An 18916-nucleotide genomic window follows, 5' to 3' on the forward strand; every position below is an offset into this window, starting at 1 on the left:
TTGGTAATTTAGGTGCATATACACCTATCAGGGTGAAAAAAGACGCGGCTCAGCGGGTGAGCGCGCCTAGGGTGGATTTCAGATCGTCCAGTTGTGCGGCCCCAAGCAGATCGGCGATCTCATCCTGAGCCGATTGCCAAAGCGGCATGGCGAGATGCAGTTGCGCCCTGCCCCTATCAGTCAGGGACACAAGGCGTTGGCGGCTGTCTTCGCCCGCGCCGCTTTGGACCCAAGTTTTGCGTTCCAGAACCTGAAGGTTGCGCGACAGGCCGGTGCGCTCAAGCGCCAATGCCTGGGCCAGATCGGACAATGGCAGCGGGCCAGTATTGGCCAGCGCCGCCAGAATGGTGAATTGCGGAGGCGTTATTGCGGCGGGTTTGAGATGCGTCTCGTAGGCTTGGGTCATGAGCCGAGCCGAGCTGCGCAGCAGGTTGCACGAACAATCGAGCAAATGAGAATAGTCGCGGGTCTGGGTCATCTGGGCCTCGTGCAGCGGAGTGGGAATACAGTTAGGTGTATATACACGCAACTTCAAGAGCGCGGAAAAATACAAAATCGAAACCAACCAAACTCACCGTTTTGACCCAAGGTAAGGAATCCCTGACTGATACGGTTTCTTCGAAAGCGTTAAGAAAGTGTTACCAAGGCTGAATAAGCAAACGGTGTCTCGGTATTGAGCGAGGCGGTGACGTAAAAGTGATTGTCGTAAAACACCCTGCTGGGGGATTTCATCCGGTTTGGTACCAGTTCGAGGGCGTGTCCGATTTCCGGCGCGTCCTCTTGGTTTTTCATGAGCTTGGTTTTCTGGCACTTGGGTTTCTGGCACTTGGGTTTCTGGCACTTGGGTTTCTGGTACTTGGGTTTCTGGTATTTGGGTTTCCCCCCTCACCTGATCCTAAAGGGATCGTGATTGGTGAGAGAGCGCCTGCCCGCCCTATGCTTGCCCCACGCCCCTGTGTCGCCGTGACCGGATAGACGCCGGGGCATCCGTTTCACAAAGGGGTGATCCATGCCGTTTCTCCACTCTCCTCCGTTGGCGCTTGGTTTTCGTAGACTGATGGCTTTGGCCCTTGTCATGGGGGCGATGGTGGCTGTGAGCGCACCGGCAACACCCGCGCAGGCGCAAAGCCCAACAAGCTATGCGGTGACGCAATTTGGCCCACCGCCAATGGTGCCTGATGGCGCGCTTGATCCCAACCTCGAACGCGCGGTGCAGTTGGCTTTTGTCACCAGCATGGCGGAGTCAGTTTGGGGGCCCGAACAGGTAGCGGCATTGGAAACGGTCACGACATCCCACGACCCGCGGCTGGCGTGGATCATCAGCGACATGATGCGCTTTGTCACCAGCGGGGCCTTGAACCGCGACCTGACCGCAAGCGCCGCGCAGCTTTTGAAGATCAGCCCGCCGCGCAGCAATCAATGGGGGGTCATTACCGATCATTTGATTGCTTGGGATATCCCCGCCCCGCCCGACTACCTTGCCGCGAAACGCGCCATTTTCACCAGTGTCGTACCGGGCTGGGACAAGATCTTTGTCGAGGGGGAGATTGATTGGCGTCATGTGTCTTGGGGCGGGGTCTTGATTGACGACCGGCGCTATAATCGCACCGACGAGCCGTGCAATTGCATCCCCGCCGCCGATAACCCCGAGGTGAGCAGCGCCGGCGACGCCACATGGCTAGACGATGATGACATCGTGTTTGGGGTCGAAGTGAACGGAGCCTTTCGCGCCTATCCGCGCCAGATCATGGAAGTGCGCGAAATGGTCAATGACACACTCGGCGGGCGGAAATTGGGCATTCCCTATTGTACGTTGTGTGGCGCGGCGCAGGCCTATTTCACCGATCGGCTGGCGCTTGGCATAAGACGCCCGATTTTGCGCACCTCGGGTTTGTTAATCCGGTCCAACAAGGTGATGTATGACGTGCGCTCAAAATCGGTGTTTGACACCTTTACCGGCAAGGCGGTCACCGGCCCCTTGGCGAAACGCAAATTGCAGCTGGAACAGGTGAGCGTGATCACCACCGATTGGGGCACTTGGAAAGCCGCACATCCCGAGACCACGGTTTTAGTCGAAGCGCTGGCGCTGGGGAAGAACCATGATTTTCGCAATGGGCGCGACGCGGGTGGGCCAATCTTTCCGGTGGGCGACGTCGATCCGCGTCTGCCGGTGCATGAGGATGTAATCGGCGTGATCACCGCCAGCGGCACCCCGGTGGCCTTTCAACGCAGCAAAGCGTTTCTGGCGCTGAAACGGGGCCAAGAGATCAAAGTCGAGAATGTTCGGCTGGTGCTTGACGCCGGTGGGGTCAAAGCCGTCGGCCCGGACGGCAAAAACCTTGGCAGCCACCAGGCGTTTTGGTTCGCCTGGTCGCAGTTTCATCCCAAAACCAAATTATGGGCCGGTTAAACGTCGAGGTCCAAAGACAGAGCATGGATTGACGCCACCAGTTCAGCGCCCATGGCCTTGTGCACCAGACGATGCCGGGCAATGCGCGATTTTCCGGCAAAATCCGGGCTGCGCAGGGTGACGTGGAAATGGCTTTCACCACTGCCGTCGTCGCCCGCATGGCCGTGATGTTTGGCGCTGTCATTTCGTACATCTAAGGTTGTAATCGACAGCGCGTCGCTCAACCGTTTGTGAATTTTCGCCGACTTGGACATTTTTGGCAAATCGCCCCCTGTAAAGTTACGCAGATTAGTCTAAACTCTGGCGTCCGAGTCGAGAAGAGGTGCCCGATGAGCAGAGATGATCCATTTGGTTTCGACATGTCCATTAAGTCCGCGAAGAAGAAAAACCCGCGCGGCCGGAAGGGCATGACAGGGGAACAAACCACATCTACGCGTGTATGTGAACATGACGGTTGCGAAGAGCCGGGCAAATTCCGTGCGCCAAAGGCGCCGGATGTGCTAGATGACTTTTACTGGTTTTGCAAAGACCACGTGCGTGAATACAACGCGAAGTGGAGCTTTTTCGACGGCAAGACCGAAGCAGAAATGAATGCGCAGGAGAGCTCGGACAAGGTTTGGGAGCGTAAAACCAAAGACTGGCGCGACCCCGAGGCCAAGGCCTGGGCGCGTTTGGGGATCGAAGACCCCCATCAGGTTTTGGGCGACAATGCCACGCGTAACCCCGGCAAAGCCGGTGGTGCGGGGCGCAAATTGCCGCCAACCGAACGCAAGGCGATTGATATTCTTGAGGCCAAAGACACAATGACCAAGGCCGAAATCCGTAAGGCTTACAAGAAGTTGATCAAAGTTCTTCACCCGGACATGAACGGTGGGGACCGCAGCCAAGAAGACCAGTTACAAGAAGTGGTCTGGGCCTGGGATCAAATCAAAGACAGCCGCAGCTTTAAATAACGCATTTCAGAAACAAGAGACGGTCCAGATTTTCTGGGCCGTTTTTGTTTGTTTCGGTGGGGTTAGATGATTTGCGATAATATCCCGGCACGGTTGTTTGAACCGATTGATTTTCGGATGGACTTACACGCACCGGTTGTGTTACGTTAATGTGGTAACGCAAAGTCTCCCTATCCTGACAGATGATAGTTACAACCACTCACGGAAAACGGGTTCCGCGCATTACTGCGGAACCCGTTGCCGTTTGGCGTGACCAAACTGAGGGAGTCAAAAGGGTGTCTTGCGTTAGGCAGCAACGAATTTCAGGCTTACCCCATTGATACAATGGCGTTTTCCGGTTGGGGCCGGCCCGTCGCCAAAGATGTGGCCCAAATGCGAGCCACAGCGGCGGCAATGACATTCGGTACGCGCCCGGAACAGTTTGCGATCGACCTTGGTGGCAATGGCATTGGGCATGGCGCGGGTGAAAGACGGCCAGCCGGTGCCGCTATCGAACTTGTCCTTGGAGGCGTAAAGCGGCAGATCACAGCCCCGGCAGGCAAAGGTCCCTTTGCGCTTTTCGTCATTTAGAGGAGAGGTAAAGGCACGCTCGGTGCCTTCGCGGCGCATGACCTTGTATTCCAGATTGCTCAGCATGGCGCGCCATTCCGCATCGCTGCGGGTGATTTCGTAACCGGCCAATGTCGGTGTCGCGAGGCAAGCAGCCGCGGCGGATAACAGAAAAGAACGTCTTTGCATGATGGGTCTCCTTACTCACAAGATTGCCCGCCCCCTGCCTCATGGGACAAGGGCCATGCGCACACATTTGCGCGAGCGGCGATTTGGATGCGGCGGTGGGCGTTTTTGGCCGATGGGGCGGCGCAATCGGGCAGCCACGGGCGCGCCAGCCGCCTATCGTGCCCCCATGACAGAGTTTGTTTTGCACTACGCCCCGGACAATGCGTCGCTCATCGTGCGGCTGATTCTTGAAGAGATGGGCCAGCCCTATGACACCCGTCTGGTGGATCGTCGCACAGGCGCTCAGCACGGCGCGGCCTATCGCAGGTTAAACCCCGCCGGGCATATTCCGGCGCTTGAAACACCCGAAGGGCCGATTTCGGAAACCGGGGCGATTGTGCTTTGGCTTGCCGATCGGCATGGAAACATGGCCCCAGCCCCGACGGACCCGGCGCGCGGTGTGTTCTTGAAGTGGCTGTTTTTCTTGTCAAATACGCTTCAGCCCAGTTTGCGAATGACATTTTATCCAGAAAAATACATCGGGGGCGATGTGGCGGGCAAGGCGAGCATGAGGCAACATATGCAAGCGGCATTGGCCGAACATTTGCAGCTTTTGGAGCAGGCAGCCAAGGGCGATCATGCCTGGTTTGGCGGTGAGGCCGTTTCGGTCTTTGACTATTATCTGGCCTGTTGCCTGCGCTGGTGCGCGCTTTATCCGGAGCAGAAAACCGACTGGTTTAGATTGGCGGACTATCCGAGGTTGCACAGAATGGCGGTTGGGGTGGAAGGTCGACCCGCGGTTAAGATGGCACAAATGGCCGAAGGGTTGGGGCCGCATCCGTTCAGCGCCCCGGTATTGGCCCGCCCCCCAGAAGGCAGCGCCCTTTAAGGGACCGCATTTACCCCAAACAGGGGAGTTTCCAATAGGAGAAAAGTTTACTATAGGAAACAAACCCTCGCAAAGCACACTGACACACACACTCACTCGACACCTTGGAGCGCGCATGTTTCTTTCGGTTTTTGATATGTTCAAGGTCGGCGTCGGGCCGTCTTCGTCCCATACCATGGGGCCAATGGTGGCCGGGGCGCTGTTTTTGGACGCTCTGCGCGCCGCGCCATTTCGGGCGCATGGGTTGCGGGCATCCTTGCACGGATCATTGGCCTTTACCGGGGTTGGCCATGCCACCGATCGCGCCACGGTGTTGGGATTGGCCGGGTTTGCCCCGGCGGATTACGATTTTGACAAGGCCGAGGCGGCTTTGGCGGCGATACGGGACAGTGGACAGGTCACGCCCGAGGGATTGGAGCCGTTACGGTTTGATCCTAAGGTTGATCTGGTCTTTGATTTTGGCCCGGCCCTGTCTGGTCATGCCAATGGTATGATCTTGATGGCGACGGATGCGCAGGGTGATGTCATCTTGCAAGAGACCTATTATTCGATTGGTGGCGGTTTTGTATTGACCGAAGCCGAGCTTGCCTCGGGCGAGGATGTCGATCACGGCACGCCGGTCCCCTACCCGTTTCAGAGCGGAGCGGAGATGCTCGACATGGCGGCGGCGTCTGGCAAAACGATTGCCGAGATGAAACGCGCCAATGAGATTTCGCGCGGCTGTTCGGAGAGTTTAGACAAGGGCGTCGCGCGGATTTGGGAGGTGATGAACGCCTGTATTGATCGTGGGTTGGAGCGTGAGGGGATTTTGCCCGGTGGCTTGAATGTCAAACGCCGCGCGCCGGGGATTTTGGCCCAGCTTGAGGCCGAGCGTGGCATGAATTTGACCGCCCCGCATACGATCAATGATTGGATGAGCACCTATGCCATGGCGGTCAATGAGGAAAACGCCGCCGGTGGTCAGGTTGTGACGGCGCCGACCAACGGCGCAGCGGGGGTTGTGCCCGCGGTCATTCGCTATTGGCTTGATTTTGTGCCCGGCGCGGTTGGGTTCAAGGTGCCGGAATTCTTGCTCACGGCGGCGGCGATTGGCGGCTTGGTGAAATACAACGCCTCGATTTCGGGGGCCGAGGCCGGATGTCAGGCCGAAGTCGGCAGCGCATCAGCCATGGCGGCGGCGGGGCTTTGTGCGGTGATGGGGGGCAGCGCCAAGCAGGTTGAGAATGCAGCGGAAATTGCGCTGGAGCATCATTTGGGCATGACCTGTGACCCGGTGAAAGGGTTGGTGCAGGTGCCTTGTATCGAACGCAATGGGTTGGGCGCGATCAAAGCGGTCTCGGCGGCATCCCTTGCCTTGCGTGGGGACGGTGACCATTTGGTGCCCTTGGATGCGGTGATCGAAACCATGCGCCAGACCGGGCATGACATGCATGAGAAATACAAAGAGACGTCGTTGGGCGGTTTGGCGGTGAATGTGCCAAACTGTTGAGGTACCTGCGGCACCGGTGTTGCGCCTGCGGCGGGCGGAAAACCGGTTTGGATTAGCCCGACAAGCGGCAGATCATGAATTTGCACCCCTGCCCTTTGGCCGTGACAAGGCGCAAAGCCCCCGCTTGACGAAAGCGCAGGGCGTCGCCCGGACCCAAACTATAGGTGTTGTTGCCCTGATCGGCGTGCATATAGCCCGAAATCACAATGAGATGGACCTCTTGCCCTTCGAGGTCATCACCGTCTTGGGTGATTTCGCTACCGGGCGGAAGACGACATTCTTCGATTTCACCGGCCAAGGCGGCGGCACCGGGGGACACGATACGGCGGGCATACCCCGTGTCGCCATCGCGCCAGATGGCTTGGTCATCGCGTTCAATATGGGCTGGAAAGCTGGCCTCGGTCATCGCGAGCAGGCGTGACAGGCTCATGCTATGGGCGGCCGCAAGTTTATCCAGCACATCGGCAGATGGGCTGACTTCGGCATTTTCAAGCCGCGACAAGGCGGCACGACTGACGCCACTTGCGCCCGCTAACTGGTCCAAGGTCCAACCCTTGTCGGCGCGCAACCGTGACAGCCGGTCTGCGAGCCTGACGGTGAGGTCGCTCTTCATTACTATCCCCCCGGGAATCTATCCCGTCTAAGGGACTAGAAACCAAATACCAAGGAAACGCAAGGTAAGCCTAGAATTTCGCACGCAGAAACAGCGCGGCGTTTTGATGCCCCAGCCTTACTGCTTTGACGCAGCAAGGACGACGGGGATGAATTCGGAGAGCAGTGAGGGCGTATCCGCCAAAGACGAATCCAGACCAATTTGGGTCAATTCACCCTCGTGGAGAGCGATGATAAACCGGCAAAGACGGTCAAGTTTTGCAGGATCATCGATCAAATCCGGGCGCAAGCCGGTGAGGATTTGCGCCAGCCGCGCGCGGCTTTCGGTGCGCGATGCCAACAATTGCGCCCGCGCCTCTGGGTTGCGCAAGGCGTGGATGATGAACTCTTTGTTGAGGATGTCCCAGCGCAACTCATCCGCGTCAGGTCGTGCCAAAAGCTCGGTCAATTTGGCCAGTGGATCAGAGGCGTTTTGCGCGGTTTGCGCGATCTCTGACATGCGCGCCCAGAGCCGATCGGTTCGCCGGTCATAAAGCGCAAAGAACAGCGCATCTTTGTCGTCGAAATTCGAATAAAACGCCCCGCGCGAAAACCCGGCCTTTTTGCAGATCAGATCAATAGAGGCCCCGGCAAAGCCCTTTTCGGCAAAGGCCAGCGCCGCGCCGTCGATCAACCGATCACGCACTTCGTCACGCTTGGGGCGGCGTTGGCGGGCCGGGTCGCCGTCGGGATTCGAGATGACGTCGCGTCGGGAAAGATTCATCCGTTGCCTCACTTTGATTTCGATACAATAGTGTATCGAATACGGAATTGCATGCAGGTTTTGCGCTTTAGGCGGGGGATAGATGAAGCAAGAGGCGGACGCCATTGTCATTGGGGCCGGATTGGCCGGGCTTGTCGCCGCAACCGAAGCGGCGGCGGCCGGGTTGCGGGTTCTTGTCCTTGACCAAGAAAGCGAGGCCAACCTTGGCGGTCAGGCGTTTTGGAGCCTTGGCGGATTGTACATGGTTGATACCCCTGAGCAGCGTCGGTTGGGGGTGAAAGACAGTTTTGATCTGGCCTGGGCCGATTGGCAGGGCAGCGCCGGGTTTGATCGCGATGAGGATTATTGGCCGCAAAAATGGGCGCGGGCCTATGTGGAATTTGCCGCCGGAGAAAAGCGGGACTGGCTGCGCGGTTTGGGGCTCAAGCTGTTTCCGATTGTTGGCTGGGCGGAGCGCGGTGGCATTGATGCCTCGAGCCATGGCAATTCGGTGCCACGGTTTCACATCACTTGGGGCACCGGTCCCGGTGTTGTTGAGGTGTTTGAAAAGCGCGCGCGGGCCATGGTGGCCGAGGGTAAGATTACCTTTAAGTTTCGCCACCAAGTGGATGATCTAATTGTTGAAAACGGGTCATGCGTTGGGGTGATCGGATCCCGTCTAGCCGAGGATGATGCGCCACGCGGAGCCCCGAGCAACCGCGATGTGACCGGGACCTTTGAGATGCGCGCCGGGGCGGTGATTGTCTGTTCAGGCGGGATTGGCGGCAACCTTGATCTGGTCAGGGCGAGTTGGCCCAAGCGCCTCGGCAAAGCGCCTGAACATATGATCAAAGGGGTGCCCGCCCATGTCGACGGTCGTATGATCGGTATTTCGGAGCAGGCCGGGGCCAACACCATCAACAAGGACCGCATGTGGCATTACGTCGAAGGGGTGCGCAATTGGAATCCGATTTGGCCCGACCACGCCATTCGCATTTTGCCGGGGCCAAGTTCGATGTGGTTTGACGCGACGGGCAAGCGTATGAAAGCACCGAATTATCCCGGATACGATAGTTTGGGCGCTCTGCACGACATCATGGAAACCGGGTATGATTATACGTGGTTTGTGCTCACCCAGAGCATCATCAAAAAGGAATTCGCGCTTAGCGGATCAGAGCAAAACCCCGATCTTACGGGGCGGGATTGGAAAATGGTACTCGGGCGTGCCTTTGGCCCCAAAGCCACCGGTCCAGTTGAGGCGTTCAAGGAACATGGCGCAGATTTCGCCGTGGCGGAGACGTTGGACGACTTGGTTGGCAAGATGAATGGCATTGCCGGGAATGACATGTTGCAGGTCGATGACCTACGCCGTCAGATCGCGGACAGAGATCGCCAGATCGACAATAAGTTCACAAAAGATCAGCAAGTTATGGGGCTTCGGACCTTTCGGAATTACATCGGTGACAAGCTGATCCGTACCGCGAAACCGCATAAGATTTTGGACCCGAAACACGGGCCGTTGATTGCGGTCAAGCTCAACATCCTGACACGCAAAACCCTTGGCGGGATCGAAACCGATCTGGGTGGACGTTGTTTCCGCCGTGCTGAGGGACGCGGTGCCGAAGTGATGCCGGGGCTTTATGCGGCGGGCGAAGTCTCGGGATTTGGCGGCGGCGGCTATCACGGCTATCGCGCGCTTGAAGGAACGTTTTTGGGCGGCTGTATCTTTTCGGGGCGTCAAGCCGGGCGCGCCGTTGCCGCCGATGTGACGGGTTAACGAGGTCAGGGAGACGAAACCATGGATATCATGAGCATTTTACCAGACGTGCTACTGGTCGCTTTGGCCTTGGTGATGTTGGGCCTTGGGTTGGAACTGACCCTGCGGGATTTTGCCCGTGTGACCCAACACAAAGGCGCGGTGATTTTGGCGCTGGTCTTGCAAGTCATCCTATTGCCGATCGCGTGTTTGTTGATCGTCTACGGCTTTGCCCTTCCGGCGGCCTTTGCGGTGGGGATGATGATCTTGGCGGCCTCGCCCGGTGGCGTAACCGCGAACCTTTTCAGTCACTTATACGGTGGAAAAGTGGCGATGAACATCTCGCTAACCGCCATCAACACGGTGTTGGCGATTGTCACCCTGCCGTTGATCTCCAACATCGCCATCGCGATTTTCGCGCCCGAAGGATCGGATGGCGCGGTGGTACCACTGCAATTTGGCAAGGTCGCTCAGGTGGTTGCGGTGGTCTTGGTGCCGGTCTCGATTGGCATGGCAATCCGTCGGTTTGCCCCCGCCCTCGCCACGCGCGCCCAAAAACCTTTCAAGGTTTTTTCTGCGCTGGTGCTGGCCGGGTTCGCCTTGATCGCGATTGTCTCCGAACGTCAGGCTTTGGCCGAGAGTTTAGCCACGCTTGGCCCGGCAGTCATTGCCTTTAACTTGGTGAGCCTCTTGGCGGGCTATCACATTTCGCGGATGCGCGGATTGGACGAAGGCTCCGCCCGCGCCATCAGCTTTGAGATTGGCATCCATAACTCGACCCTCGCGCTCTATATCGCGCTTTCGGTGCTTGGGAACTTCCAAATCGCCCTGCCCGCCGCGCTTTATTCCGTTTCGATGTATGTCACGGCGGTGCTGTTCGGGCTTTGGTTAACGCGCAAAGACAAGGCGCAATGAAGGTTATCATTCTCACCGGGGCCTCCGAAGGGATTGGGGCCGAGCTTGCCCGCCAGATCGCAACCCGTGACGAGGGGCGCGTGGTTGTTGTTCTGGCGGCGCGGCGGCGGGCGGCGCTTGAATCTGTTGCAGCGGAGATGCGCGCGAAGGGGACACGCGTGGAGATCATTCCGACCGATGTAACGGATCGCGCTGCCTGCCGCCATTTGATCGATGAAACCGTGGCGCGGCTTGGGCGCATTGATGTGTTGATCAACAATGCCGGCATGTCCGCCCATGCCAATTTTGAGACCATCAAGGACGATGATCTTGCATGGTACGAGCGCCTGATGGTTGTCAATTACTGGTCAGTGGTCTGGCTAACCAAGGCCGCCCTGCCCCATTTGCTGGCCAGCAAAGGACAAGTGGTTGGGGTGAGTTCGCTGGCGGGTTTGATTGGGGTGCCCGGCCGCACCGCCTATTGTAGCACCAAATTTGCCATGAACGGATTTCTGGAGGCCCTACGCGCCGAACTTGGCCACAAGGGCTTGCGCGTGACCTTGGCTTATCCCGGCACCGTCGACACCAATATTCGCAAACAGGGGTTCGCGCAGGGCGGCAAAGCACCGGGTGTGTCGATGCTCAAAGAGGACAAAGCCATGCCGGTCGAGACCTGCGCGCGCCTGATCCTCGCGGGCATGACGCGCAACAAGCGCGAGGTTGTGATGACGCGCAAGGCCCGTTTGGGGCGGTGGCTGCGCCTGATCGCTCCGGGTGTGGTCGATCGGATGGCGATGAAAGAGATCAAGGACGGTTTCCGCCCGTGATGCCTTTGGCCGGTCTTATTGCTTGCTCAGCAGGGCCCCATAGAAATTCATCCCCGCCTCAAGGTTTTCAATCGACAGGCGTTCGTCGATGCCGTGAAACCGGGCGATATCATCATTGGTGACCTTGAACGGATTGATCCGAAAGGCGTTTTTCGCCGCCAACGCATAGTGGCGCGCATCGGTTGCGGCGATGGTCAGACCGGGCACGGTGGCAAGTGGGCCAAAGGCTTGGGTGATCGCGGTTTGAATTTGCGTATAGCCTGCGCTGGCCTCATCGGCGACCGGCGAGGGGTTTGACGAAAACTGGCGATCGACAACAATCTCGACCTCGGGGTCGTCGATGGTTTCGGTCACATGGGCGATGATACTGTCGATGGTGTCGCGCGGGTGAATGCGGAAATTGATCACGGCCGAGGCTTCGGCGGCGAGCACGTTTTCCTTGTTTGAACCGGCCAACATCGTTGGCGCGGTGGTGGTGCGCAGCATGGCGTTGGTGGTGGCGGCGTCCGACAAGACCACGTTCAGAAGCGGTGAAAACAGCCATGAATTGGCAAACAGCACACGTTTTTCGAGGCTGAAATGACGGCCCAGATTGTCAAAAAACGCGCCCGAAACATCGCTCAGCCCACCGGGAACCGGCGTGGTTTGCAGCGCATCCACCGCCCGCGCAATGCGGCCAACGGCGGTGACACGAGGCGGCAAGGCCGAATGCCCACCGGGCGAGCGCGCCACGAGTTTAACCGTGACATAGCCCTTTTCGGCGAGGTTGATGCTTGCCACCGGAACGTCGAGACCGGGGATCACATCTTGGAGGACAAAGGAGCCTTCGTCCAGCGCCCAGTCCAATGTGATACCCTGTGCTATCAGGTGGTTGGCCACCGCCAAGGCCCCCTCGCCGCCGATTTCCTCATCGCCGCCAAAGGACAGGTAAACGGTGCGCTTGGGGGTAAAGCCAGTGGCCAAAAGATGTTCGACCGTGGCCATGATGGCAATCAGCGCGCCCTTATCATCCAGCGTACCACGCCCCCAGACATAGCCATCGGCAATTTCGCCGGAAAAGGGCGTATAGCTCCAACGATCAAGCGAGCCAAAAGAGATCGGCACCACGTCGGAATGCGCCGCCAAGAGCACCGGCGCGAGGGAAGGATCGGTGCCCTGCCACTTATAAAGCTGGGAGTTATTGGCAAGGGGCTCAAGCGTCAACTTATTGGCGATAAGCGGAAATTCGGATTTCAGAAGCGCCAGAAACCCATCAAATTCCTCTTGATGGCTGCCATTGGCGATGGTCTTAAATTGCACCGCCTTGGAGAGCGACTGGGCGGCGGCGTCAATATCGGCCCCAAGGACATAGGGCGCGGCGCTTTGCGATGCTTGCGGCGTGAACTGCCACGTATTGTAACCGATCACCCCGGTCAAAAGTGCCAAACCGGCCCCGGCCCCCATCAAGATTTTGCGCATGTTCCCCCCAAAGACATCTGTTTTTCTCAGCTTAAAAAGATCGCCCAAAGGTGCCAGCAAGACCTCGCGTCAGTCGCGGTTTTTGGGGAACCACGCCATGGTGATATCGGTGGCGATGGGGTGTTCACCGCTGCTATCGGTGAGCTCGATCGACACAGTGACCTCGCCTTTCTCTTGTTCCATCGCTGAGCGGAGCTGTTCTTCGGGGAGGGTTGCAACCGCGCGAATGTCGCCGCGGATCGGTTTGTGAAGCTCGGCCGTCATGCTGCGCACCACAACCACCGCCCCCTTTGGCACCCAATGGGCAAGCAGGATACCAGCGGCAAATTCACCGGGCATTTGGCAAACGACGCCATGAATCCCGCCAACATGATTGCGGAATTTTCGGCGGTTTTTCAGGGTCATCTCGACGCGGGTCGGATCCAACACGCGGGTGCGAATGCCGACGGTGGCAAAGGCGCGGATCAGGCGACCAAAAATAAAGTCAAAGGCGCGCAAGCGCAGCTGTTCGGGCAAGAAAGCAATACGGGCGAGCACGCCGTTGAGCTGATTTTTCGGCAATTCTAGAGTGGTCGGCATGCTTGGTCCCTGCGCTTTACGTTGCACATGGATTACGTCAGCTTGCCGCCCGCGCCAATCACGACGCGGCGCAAAGCGGGGCGTTTCGTGGCGTCACTTTAACTCTTTGTTTTCGAGGGGGTCTTGAGCCGCGCATTCAGTTTGGCCAGCTCTTTGCGCATCATCGACATGTACATCGAAAACGGTAGATAGCGCTTCAAAAGCCAGCTTTTGCGCGCCGACCTGTGGGTTAGGATATGCGGGTCACCCGCCGCTAGCCCCACAAGAATGGTGGCGGCGACCTCGTCCGCGCCAACGCGGGCCCGTTCAACCATACGGGTGGTTGCGGCGCGGGTGGTGTCATCGGTGGCGCGCATATTACGGGCCAGATCGGTGCGAAAGAACGACGGGCAAGCAACGTGGATAGATATGCCGCGCGGCTCCCATTCGAGCATCAAGGTCTCAGAAATCGCCAAAAGCGCCGATTTGGAAGCGTTGTAGGCGGCGGAATTGGGCAGGTAGAGCATCGCCGCCATCGACGCGATATTGAGCATCTGACTGCCCGGCGGCATCAACGGGCCAAGCGCCTGCGCGGCGCGCACCGGACCAAGGGTGTTGATGTTGAAAATCCAATGCCAATCGTCGATCGGGGTTTGATCAAGCGCCCCCATCTGCGCGACACCTGCATTGTTGATGACCAGATCGACACCGCCCCAATTGTCTTGCAACCAATTGGCAACAGTGGAGAAATCCCCCTCTGAGGTGACATCACAGCGGATTGCAGTTGCACCAATCTCGGTCGCGGTGGCTTGGGCGGCGGTATCGTCGATGTCACCGATCAGCACCCGCGCCCCAGATTGTGCCAGTTGGCTTGCCAAGGCACGACCCAAGCCGCCCGCCCCGCCGGTGATAAAAACCCGTTTCGCCATACTGCCCCCCATCGCCTAGGTCCGATTTAAGCCTGCATGGGCCACCACGATCAAGAGCAAGCCCGCAAAACGCAGCGTTACAGGCGAACACAAAAATTGGTCCAAATTCAACAGCGCAAGATCGAGATGTCACCACCTTACATCACACAAATACGCCGTTTCAAAACGCCTTGCAAAATTATCCACAAAATGTGTATCAGCGCTCATGCAACAAAAAACTCATTATAAAGAAATCGGCATTCGGTTGGCGGCAATCCGTTTGGGGTTTTCCGCCCTTTCGCAAAAGGATTGGGCCGCGAGAAATGGATTTCACCAAACCCAGTACAACAATTGGGAAACCGGTGTGCGCAGGATTCCAGTCGAGGCGGCGGTCACCCTATGCGACATCTATGGCTTGACCTTGGACGCCATATACCGTGGCAGGCTTGATGGGCTTTCAGACACGTCCAGAAAGATTTTGTTGTCCTCCACTCCGATCGCACTCACAACGTCATCCAAAGACAGCCCAAGGTGATCGGCGATTTTCACCATACGATCCAACCGGCGATCCAGAATCGTTTCGAAATATACTTTGGTTACGGGGTCTTGTGCCCTCTGCACGTCAGAAACCACTGGCTCCCCTGCCCCATACTCCTCTTTCACATCCCACCTCCCATACTTCGCAACTGATCATTGCGTTCAACCTACGGGAGACTGTTGCCAGCATCGCCCCAAGATGCAATAGATTGACCAGCCCTGTGCAAAATGTTGAACACCCATGACCCAAATCCACGATAAAATTGAGAAAATCTATCGCCAACGTGGGCTGTCGACACGTCAAGCCGCGCAGATGTGCGGCATAAAATACACAACTTTCAGATCAATGTTGAAAAATGAACGAGACGTGTCAGCGACAACGTTGGACACAATTTCCTCGGCATTTGACATCCCCTTCAGCTACTTTTCAGCCAAGACCCCGGTCATCGAAATCGAACGCCCAAAAAATTCAGACAGCATCACCTCTGCCTTGTCGGAAAACGCGGACTCGGCCTTTCACCGCGCAGGTATTTTATCGGCCAAAGCTGGTGACAAAGTGACGTTGGAAAGCTTTCTCAATTGGTGGGTCACAAACGCAGGACGGCTTGAAAACTTTGACCAAATCGCTCATCGGGTTGATCTTTTTTCCCGCCCACCGACGGATGCCAACCAAATTCAACCGCTCCAAATCGGCAAGTCCAGTTTGGCCAGTAAATATTTCTATTTGGAAGAAACAGGCCATTTAAAACAAACACTTGATGGTTTCAGTCCTGAAACCAATGCCGCGCTTGTTCAAGCCCATATCGAGGCTTGCAACCGTGGCGAACCTGTCATGTCACATCCGTTTTTGGATGAAACACTTCGAACCGGCGAACGGTTTGCACGACGCTATCGGCGGATCATTGCGCCCTTGTACCTAGGCGGAAAAACCCTTTTGGCCAACTACTCAGAGGATATTCTCTAGCCGCGCATCGGCGCGCAAAAACTCAATAAGTTCAGCGCGCGGTGCCCCAACCCACCACTCTGTGCTTGATCTTTTTTCGGGCACGGGTTCCACCCAAGATTGTGCCGCGGGCAACCGCTGAGTAAAGCCATACAGCTTATCCAGATTGGCGTTCAAATGACGATGCGGGATAAAGGCATAGGTCCAATCAATGTCCCATTCCGAAATCGCGAGGATTTGCACCAGTCGCATAAAACACGCCAAGGCAACGCGATCTCCTTTGGCTTGCTGAGCGATGGCCAGCTCACCGATATAGGCCAGCGATCCTGTCATTTTATCAGAAAGAGCTTCGGACACACGCGAAATGGCGGCCCCGGACGGGTTGGGGTATTGATGGCGCGCGGTGCGCATCAGGTAGTCGGCGACATTCTCCCCTTTTAAATCCTGACGAATGGCCGCCGCACTGCCGACACTCACATCACCATGGTTCAAAAACACCCAAAAGGTCGACGCACGCGTGTGATCGGTGCGGTCAATTTGGAAGGTCGGCAGTTGGTAGTCACGCCCCGCAGCGCGAGCGGCGTCTGGTATGCTGTCAAAGTCCTGGCGAACAGAGATATCCAACCCCTTTTCTCCGAGCATTGTTAGATACTTAGCACCTGCCTTTAATAGATCGACCTGCATTTGCACCCTTACTCCAATTGCTCGCCCACAACGGTATGAAACAACATGAGCGATCAGGCAATGGACTACAAAATATCAGCGCGCACACCGCAATGACGTCTTGAACGCACAAGCCTTGCAATTGGTGGGGTCTATTTGGCACAGATGTCCCCCGCTCAAGGCTCATCTTTTCCCCACAAACTGTGGATTTTGACTGTGACGCACGAGTTCAGCCCAAAGTGTTCGGCCCCAAGTGTTCAGGCTTTGAGGTCTTTCAAAAGCCTGCGAAAGGTCTTGCGGGCTGTGCCGGGGTGGCGCACTTTTTGGGCGGCCTTCAGATTGTGCAAGTCATCGCCAACGACAATCACGCCGACCATGCCCCATTCGTAATGCGGCACGCAGATGTGGCCGTAAATTCCGGGCACCTTAAATTCAACAGTTAGCTCTTGATCAACAGCACCATTCCACGGCTCGGCCCCGTCTGGGATCATGCCGCGTTTGGAGGCTGAGTTGTGGCCTGCATCCGTGGCAAGAAAGGTCACCGTGTCGCCAAGATTTATGCGTAGCAAGGCCGGTTCAAACACATTGGGCGTATCTGGATCACCGCAGCCCGCGTTTAGCATCAAGACACTGTGGGCGTTCCCAACTGGCGCGGGCACAGGGCATGCGATGGCGGTTCCTGCGCTCACAAAGGCACCCATGGAAAGGGTGAAATTACGACGGGTAAGCATGAACAAGAAGGTCCTCTCTTGGGCCGATGGAAATCTCGATCTCGACACCGTAGGTGTCTGAAATCGCTGATGAACGTAGCACATCATTCGGCGAGCCTTGTGCGAGGATGCGCCCCTGTCCGACCAGCAAAAGATGATCGGCAAAACGAGCGGCGAGGTTCAAATCATGCAGCGCCACGATCCCAATCGCGTTGCGCGTGGCAACCGCCGTTTTGATGTGATCAAGCACGGAAATCTGGTGGCGCAGATCCAGGGCCGACGTCGGTTCGTCAAACAGGTAAACATCGGAACGCCGAATAAGCGCCTGGGCTGCGGAAACCATCTGGGACTGCCCGCCGGACAAATCGCTGATATAGGCCTCGGACAAATGCCCAATGCCCGCATGGTCAAGCGCTCTTGCAACAGCCGTCATATCATCGTCTGTCACCCGCCAGCCTTTGAGCTGTTTATGGGCCATCATCACAACGTCAAAAACCGTCAGGGCCGCGTTGGCGGCAAAGAACTGTGGCATGAAACAAATGCGTTTCAGGCGCGCGCGGCTGCTTAGGCTATCCAAATCGGTGCCGCCCAGATAGGCTTTGCCCGCGTCGGGTTTGAGAAGCCCCGCAATCACCCGAAATAGCGTAGATTTACCGGCCGCGTTCGGCCCAATAAGAGCCGTCAGTTTTCCAGGTTGCAGAGCGTCGAAACTGACGTTGTTCAGCACTTTGTGGGCGCCATAGGAAAAGCTCAGACCATCTGCTTTTAAACCTGTCATTGCCAGTGCCTCTTGCGTTGTCCGAGGATCAAAAGAATGAAAAACGGGATGCCAATCAGGGAGGTGATCATGCCAATCGGATAGACGATACCGGGGGTAATCGCCTTGGACGCGATTGACGTCCCGGACAGGATCAAAGCCCCGCACAGGGCAGATAGCGGCAGGAAGCCGCGCTGATCTTCGCCAACAATCATGCGGGCAATATGCGGGCCGACAAGCCCAACAAAGGCGATGGCCCCGACAAAGGAGACGGCGACGGCTGCGAGAACCGACACACCGGCAAGGACGCTCACCCGCAAGAGATTGACGTTGACGCCGAGGGCCGCGGCCTTGTCTTCGCCCATACGCAGGGCGGTCAGCGCCCAAGCGCGGCTATAGAACCAAGGCAATAGCACCGCCAACACAACCGCGCAGATCGCCACCTTGTCCCATGTGGCACGGGACAGAGAGCCAAGTTGCCAGAAAATGAGCTGCGCCAGCTGCATCTCGGAGGCACCGTATTGCAAGAAGGCCAGCAAGGCATTGAACGTGAAGAGCATCGCGATGCCGACAAGGATCATCGCCTCGGGCGACACGCCGCGCAATTTGGTAAACAAATAGAGCGCCATAGACGCGCCCAACGCGAACACAAAGGCGTTTACAGTCACGAACAAACCGCCCACGCCGGGGACAATGGACCAGCCCAGAACGATGGCGAGCGCTGCGCCGAAACTGGCGGCGGATGACAACCCCAATGTGAACGGGTCCGCAAGCGGGTTGTTCAGAATGGTCTGCATCTCGGCCCCTGCGACACCAAGCATCGCACCGACACACACGGCCATCAAGGCGACCGGCAGACGCAATTTCCAGATGATCACGTCTTCTTTTGGCGTGGCAATGGATGGGTCCAAGATAACCTGAAGCGTGCGTCCAAAGGTCAAATTTGCCGGTCCGGTGATAATATCGAGGATCATCAGGGCGGCCAGCGCTACGAATGCGCCGAGCACCATAAGCACCCGTCGACTGCTGCGCTTGCGGTAGCCTTGGACAAGACCAGATGCCGTTGGCGCTATTGTTTGATCAGTCATGTTGG

22 protein-coding genes and 1 pseudogene are annotated in these 18916 nt (G+C 57.3%); 9 read left to right on the top strand and 14 right to left on the bottom strand.

The annotated features are described in order from the left end of the window. Positions 1–49 precede the first annotated feature (49 nt). The gene (locus AC5EFR_RS17445; RefSeq protein WP_493577041.1) at positions 50–478 is read right to left on the bottom strand and encodes a MarR family winged helix-turn-helix transcriptional regulator; all 429 of its coding nucleotides are present in this window, start codon (positions 476–478) and stop codon (positions 50–52) included. Positions 479–627: 149 nt separating this feature from the next. Further along, a complete protein-coding gene (locus tag AC5EFR_RS17450; protein WP_493577042.1) occupies positions 628–792 on the bottom strand; it encodes a hypothetical protein in 165 nt (54 codons plus the stop codon). A 217-nt stretch (positions 793–1009) separates the two neighbouring features. On the opposite strand from AC5EFR_RS17450, the gene AC5EFR_RS17455 reads away from it, so the two are divergent. Further along, entirely contained in the window at positions 1010–2410 is a 1401-nt protein-coding gene (locus AC5EFR_RS17455; RefSeq protein WP_493577043.1) for a DUF3179 domain-containing (seleno)protein, read from the top strand. Here AC5EFR_RS17455 and AC5EFR_RS17460 read toward each other — a convergent pair. Beyond that, a complete protein-coding gene (locus tag AC5EFR_RS17460) occupies positions 2407–2664 on the bottom strand; it encodes a BolA family protein (RefSeq protein WP_299929137.1) in 258 nt (85 codons plus the stop codon). The genes AC5EFR_RS17455 and AC5EFR_RS17460 overlap by 4 nt on opposite strands. A 75-nt stretch (positions 2665–2739) precedes the next feature. Between AC5EFR_RS17460 and AC5EFR_RS17465 the strand changes: the two genes are divergently transcribed. Continuing rightward, positions 2740–3363, top strand: a complete 624-nt coding sequence (locus AC5EFR_RS17465; protein ID WP_299929140.1) for a J domain-containing protein — start codon at positions 2740–2742, stop codon at positions 3361–3363. A 285-nt stretch (positions 3364–3648) separates the two neighbouring features. On the opposite strand, the gene msrB is transcribed toward AC5EFR_RS17465, so the two are convergent. Next, positions 3649–4101, bottom strand: coding sequence for a peptide-methionine (R)-S-oxide reductase MsrB (gene msrB / locus AC5EFR_RS17470; protein ID WP_493577044.1), 453 nt, complete (start codon positions 4099–4101; stop codon positions 3649–3651). A 166-nt stretch (positions 4102–4267) separates the two neighbouring features. Between msrB and AC5EFR_RS17475 the strand changes: the two genes are divergently transcribed. Together AC5EFR_RS17475 and AC5EFR_RS17480 are read left to right on the top strand one after the other, a co-directional pair. Next, positions 4268–4969 (top strand): glutathione S-transferase family protein, encoded by a 702-nt coding sequence (locus AC5EFR_RS17475; protein ID WP_493577045.1) that lies wholly within the window; start codon positions 4268–4270, stop codon positions 4967–4969. A 115-nt stretch (positions 4970–5084) separates the two neighbouring features. Next, positions 5085–6458, top strand: coding sequence for an L-serine ammonia-lyase (locus tag AC5EFR_RS17480; protein ID WP_493577046.1), 1374 nt, complete (start codon positions 5085–5087; stop codon positions 6456–6458). Positions 6459–6510: 52 nt separating this feature from the next. Here the strand turns inward: AC5EFR_RS17480 and AC5EFR_RS17485 are convergent, their stop codons facing one another. Both AC5EFR_RS17485 and AC5EFR_RS17490 read right to left on the bottom strand, forming a co-directional pair. Next, positions 6511–7071, bottom strand: coding sequence for a helix-turn-helix domain-containing protein (locus tag AC5EFR_RS17485; protein WP_299929157.1), 561 nt, complete (start codon positions 7069–7071; stop codon positions 6511–6513). Positions 7072–7188: 117 nt separating this feature from the next. Next, on the bottom strand, positions 7189–7833 hold the full coding sequence (locus AC5EFR_RS17490) for a TetR/AcrR family transcriptional regulator (RefSeq protein ID WP_493577047.1): 645 nt from the start codon (positions 7831–7833) through the stop codon (positions 7189–7191). An 82-nt stretch (positions 7834–7915) separates the two neighbouring features. Here AC5EFR_RS17490 and AC5EFR_RS17495 point away from each other — a divergent pair, with 82 nt between their 5' ends. The 3 genes from AC5EFR_RS17495 to AC5EFR_RS17505 are packed head-to-tail and all read left to right on the top strand — an operon-like array spanning position 7916 to position 11289. Beyond that, the gene (locus tag AC5EFR_RS17495; RefSeq protein WP_493577048.1) at positions 7916–9589 is read left to right on the top strand and encodes an FAD-binding dehydrogenase; all 1674 of its coding nucleotides are present in this window, start codon (positions 7916–7918) and stop codon (positions 9587–9589) included. 21 nt (positions 9590–9610) lie between these two features. Beyond that, complete coding sequence (locus AC5EFR_RS17500) at positions 9611–10483, top strand: bile acid:sodium symporter family protein (RefSeq protein WP_493577049.1); 873 nt, start codon at positions 9611–9613, stop codon at positions 10481–10483. After that, the gene (locus AC5EFR_RS17505) at positions 10480–11289 is read left to right on the top strand and encodes an SDR family oxidoreductase (RefSeq protein WP_493577050.1); all 810 of its coding nucleotides are present in this window, start codon (positions 10480–10482) and stop codon (positions 11287–11289) included. Before AC5EFR_RS17500 ends, AC5EFR_RS17505 begins: the two co-directional genes overlap by 4 nt. A 15-nt stretch (positions 11290–11304) precedes the next feature. Here the strand turns inward: AC5EFR_RS17505 and AC5EFR_RS17510 are convergent, their stop codons facing one another. The 3 genes from AC5EFR_RS17510 to AC5EFR_RS17520 all read right to left on the bottom strand — a co-directional run bounded on the left by AC5EFR_RS17510 (position 11305) and on the right by AC5EFR_RS17520 (position 14234). Continuing rightward, positions 11305–12747 carry a M20 family peptidase gene (locus AC5EFR_RS17510; RefSeq protein WP_493577051.1) on the bottom strand — a complete coding sequence of 481 codons (1443 nt, stop codon included), beginning with the start codon at positions 12745–12747 and terminating at the stop codon, positions 11305–11307. A 69-nt stretch (positions 12748–12816) separates the two neighbouring features. After that, entirely contained in the window at positions 12817–13326 is a 510-nt protein-coding gene (locus tag AC5EFR_RS17515; RefSeq protein ID WP_493577052.1) for a DUF4442 domain-containing protein, read from the bottom strand. A 98-nt stretch (positions 13327–13424) separates the two neighbouring features. After that, entirely contained in the window at positions 13425–14234 is an 810-nt protein-coding gene (locus tag AC5EFR_RS17520) for an SDR family oxidoreductase (RefSeq protein ID WP_493577053.1), read from the bottom strand. A 205-nt stretch (positions 14235–14439) separates the two neighbouring features. On the opposite strand from AC5EFR_RS17520, the pseudogene AC5EFR_RS17525 reads away from it, so the two are divergent. Next, positions 14440–14583 (top strand): annotated as a pseudogene (locus tag AC5EFR_RS17525) (hypothetical protein); the annotation flags it as partial. A gap of 38 nt (positions 14584–14621) precedes the next feature. Here AC5EFR_RS17525 and AC5EFR_RS17530 read toward each other — a convergent pair. Next, complete coding sequence (locus tag AC5EFR_RS17530) at positions 14622–14876, bottom strand: hypothetical protein (protein WP_493577066.1); 255 nt, start codon at positions 14874–14876, stop codon at positions 14622–14624. Positions 14877–14991: 115 nt separating this feature from the next. On the opposite strand from AC5EFR_RS17530, the gene AC5EFR_RS17535 reads away from it, so the two are divergent. Then, a complete protein-coding gene (locus AC5EFR_RS17535) occupies positions 14992–15714 on the top strand; it encodes a helix-turn-helix domain-containing protein (RefSeq protein ID WP_493577054.1) in 723 nt (240 codons plus the stop codon). On the opposite strand, the gene AC5EFR_RS17540 is transcribed toward AC5EFR_RS17535, so the two are convergent. The 4 genes from AC5EFR_RS17540 to AC5EFR_RS17555 all read right to left on the bottom strand — a co-directional run bounded on the left by AC5EFR_RS17540 (position 15697) and on the right by AC5EFR_RS17555 (position 18911). After that, positions 15697–16377, bottom strand: a complete 681-nt coding sequence (locus tag AC5EFR_RS17540) for a hypothetical protein (protein ID WP_493577055.1) — start codon at positions 16375–16377, stop codon at positions 15697–15699. The genes AC5EFR_RS17535 and AC5EFR_RS17540 overlap by 18 nt on opposite strands. A 236-nt stretch (positions 16378–16613) precedes the next feature. Continuing rightward, entirely contained in the window at positions 16614–17087 is a 474-nt protein-coding gene (locus tag AC5EFR_RS17545) for a pseudoazurin (RefSeq protein ID WP_493577056.1), read from the bottom strand. After that, positions 17071–17844, bottom strand: a complete 774-nt coding sequence (locus tag AC5EFR_RS17550) for an ABC transporter ATP-binding protein (RefSeq protein WP_493577057.1) — start codon at positions 17842–17844, stop codon at positions 17071–17073. The genes AC5EFR_RS17545 and AC5EFR_RS17550 overlap by 17 nt, the downstream gene beginning before the upstream one ends. Further along, positions 17841–18911, bottom strand: coding sequence for a FecCD family ABC transporter permease (locus AC5EFR_RS17555; RefSeq protein WP_493577058.1), 1071 nt, complete (start codon positions 18909–18911; stop codon positions 17841–17843). Before AC5EFR_RS17555 ends, AC5EFR_RS17550 begins: the two co-directional genes overlap by 4 nt. Between the last annotated feature and the right edge of the window lie 5 nt (positions 18912–18916).

The organism is Pelagimonas sp. (assembly GCF_058892305.1).

What these genes read in the sequence shown, in the direction of transcription:
- AC5EFR_RS17475 (WP_493577045.1), top strand. Translation starts at nt 4,268, where the DNA reads ATGACAGAGTTTGTTTTGCACTACGCCCCGGACAATGCGTCGCTCATC.
- AC5EFR_RS17550 (WP_493577057.1), bottom strand. Translation starts at nt 17,844, where the DNA reads ATGACAGGTTTAAAAGCAGATGGTCTGAGCTTTTCCTATGGCGCCCAC.
- AC5EFR_RS17555 (WP_493577058.1), bottom strand. Translation starts at nt 18,911, where the DNA reads ATGACTGATCAAACAATAGCGCCAACGGCATCTGGTCTTGTCCAAGGC.
- AC5EFR_RS17465 (WP_299929140.1), top strand. Translation starts at nt 2,740, where the DNA reads ATGAGCAGAGATGATCCATTTGGTTTCGACATGTCCATTAAGTCCGCG.
- msrB (WP_493577044.1), bottom strand. Translation starts at nt 4,101, where the DNA reads ATGCAAAGACGTTCTTTTCTGTTATCCGCCGCGGCTGCTTGCCTCGCG.
- AC5EFR_RS17520 (WP_493577053.1), bottom strand. Translation starts at nt 14,234, where the DNA reads ATGGCGAAACGGGTTTTTATCACCGGCGGGGCGGGCGGCTTGGGTCGT.
- AC5EFR_RS17460 (WP_299929137.1), bottom strand. Translation starts at nt 2,664, where the DNA reads ATGTCCAAGTCGGCGAAAATTCACAAACGGTTGAGCGACGCGCTGTCG.
- AC5EFR_RS17455 (WP_493577043.1), top strand. Translation starts at nt 1,010, where the DNA reads ATGCCGTTTCTCCACTCTCCTCCGTTGGCGCTTGGTTTTCGTAGACTG.
- AC5EFR_RS17485 (WP_299929157.1), bottom strand. Translation starts at nt 7,071, where the DNA reads ATGAAGAGCGACCTCACCGTCAGGCTCGCAGACCGGCTGTCACGGTTG.
- AC5EFR_RS17495 (WP_493577048.1), top strand. Translation starts at nt 7,916, where the DNA reads ATGAAGCAAGAGGCGGACGCCATTGTCATTGGGGCCGGATTGGCCGGG.
- AC5EFR_RS17540 (WP_493577055.1), bottom strand. Translation starts at nt 16,377, where the DNA reads ATGCAGGTCGATCTATTAAAGGCAGGTGCTAAGTATCTAACAATGCTC.
- AC5EFR_RS17505 (WP_493577050.1), top strand. Translation starts at nt 10,480, where the DNA reads ATGAAGGTTATCATTCTCACCGGGGCCTCCGAAGGGATTGGGGCCGAG.
- AC5EFR_RS17515 (WP_493577052.1), bottom strand. Translation starts at nt 13,326, where the DNA reads ATGCCGACCACTCTAGAATTGCCGAAAAATCAGCTCAACGGCGTGCTC.
- AC5EFR_RS17445 (WP_493577041.1), bottom strand. Translation starts at nt 478, where the DNA reads ATGACCCAGACCCGCGACTATTCTCATTTGCTCGATTGTTCGTGCAAC.
- AC5EFR_RS17490 (WP_493577047.1), bottom strand. Translation starts at nt 7,833, where the DNA reads ATGAATCTTTCCCGACGCGACGTCATCTCGAATCCCGACGGCGACCCG.
- AC5EFR_RS17450 (WP_493577042.1), bottom strand. Translation starts at nt 792, where the DNA reads ATGAAAAACCAAGAGGACGCGCCGGAAATCGGACACGCCCTCGAACTG.
- AC5EFR_RS17510 (WP_493577051.1), bottom strand. Translation starts at nt 12,747, where the DNA reads ATGCGCAAAATCTTGATGGGGGCCGGGGCCGGTTTGGCACTTTTGACC.
- AC5EFR_RS17535 (WP_493577054.1), top strand. Translation starts at nt 14,992, where the DNA reads ATGACCCAAATCCACGATAAAATTGAGAAAATCTATCGCCAACGTGGG.
- AC5EFR_RS17545 (WP_493577056.1), bottom strand. Translation starts at nt 17,087, where the DNA reads ATGCTTACCCGTCGTAATTTCACCCTTTCCATGGGTGCCTTTGTGAGC.
- AC5EFR_RS17480 (WP_493577046.1), top strand. Translation starts at nt 5,085, where the DNA reads ATGTTTCTTTCGGTTTTTGATATGTTCAAGGTCGGCGTCGGGCCGTCT.
- AC5EFR_RS17500 (WP_493577049.1), top strand. Translation starts at nt 9,611, where the DNA reads ATGGATATCATGAGCATTTTACCAGACGTGCTACTGGTCGCTTTGGCC.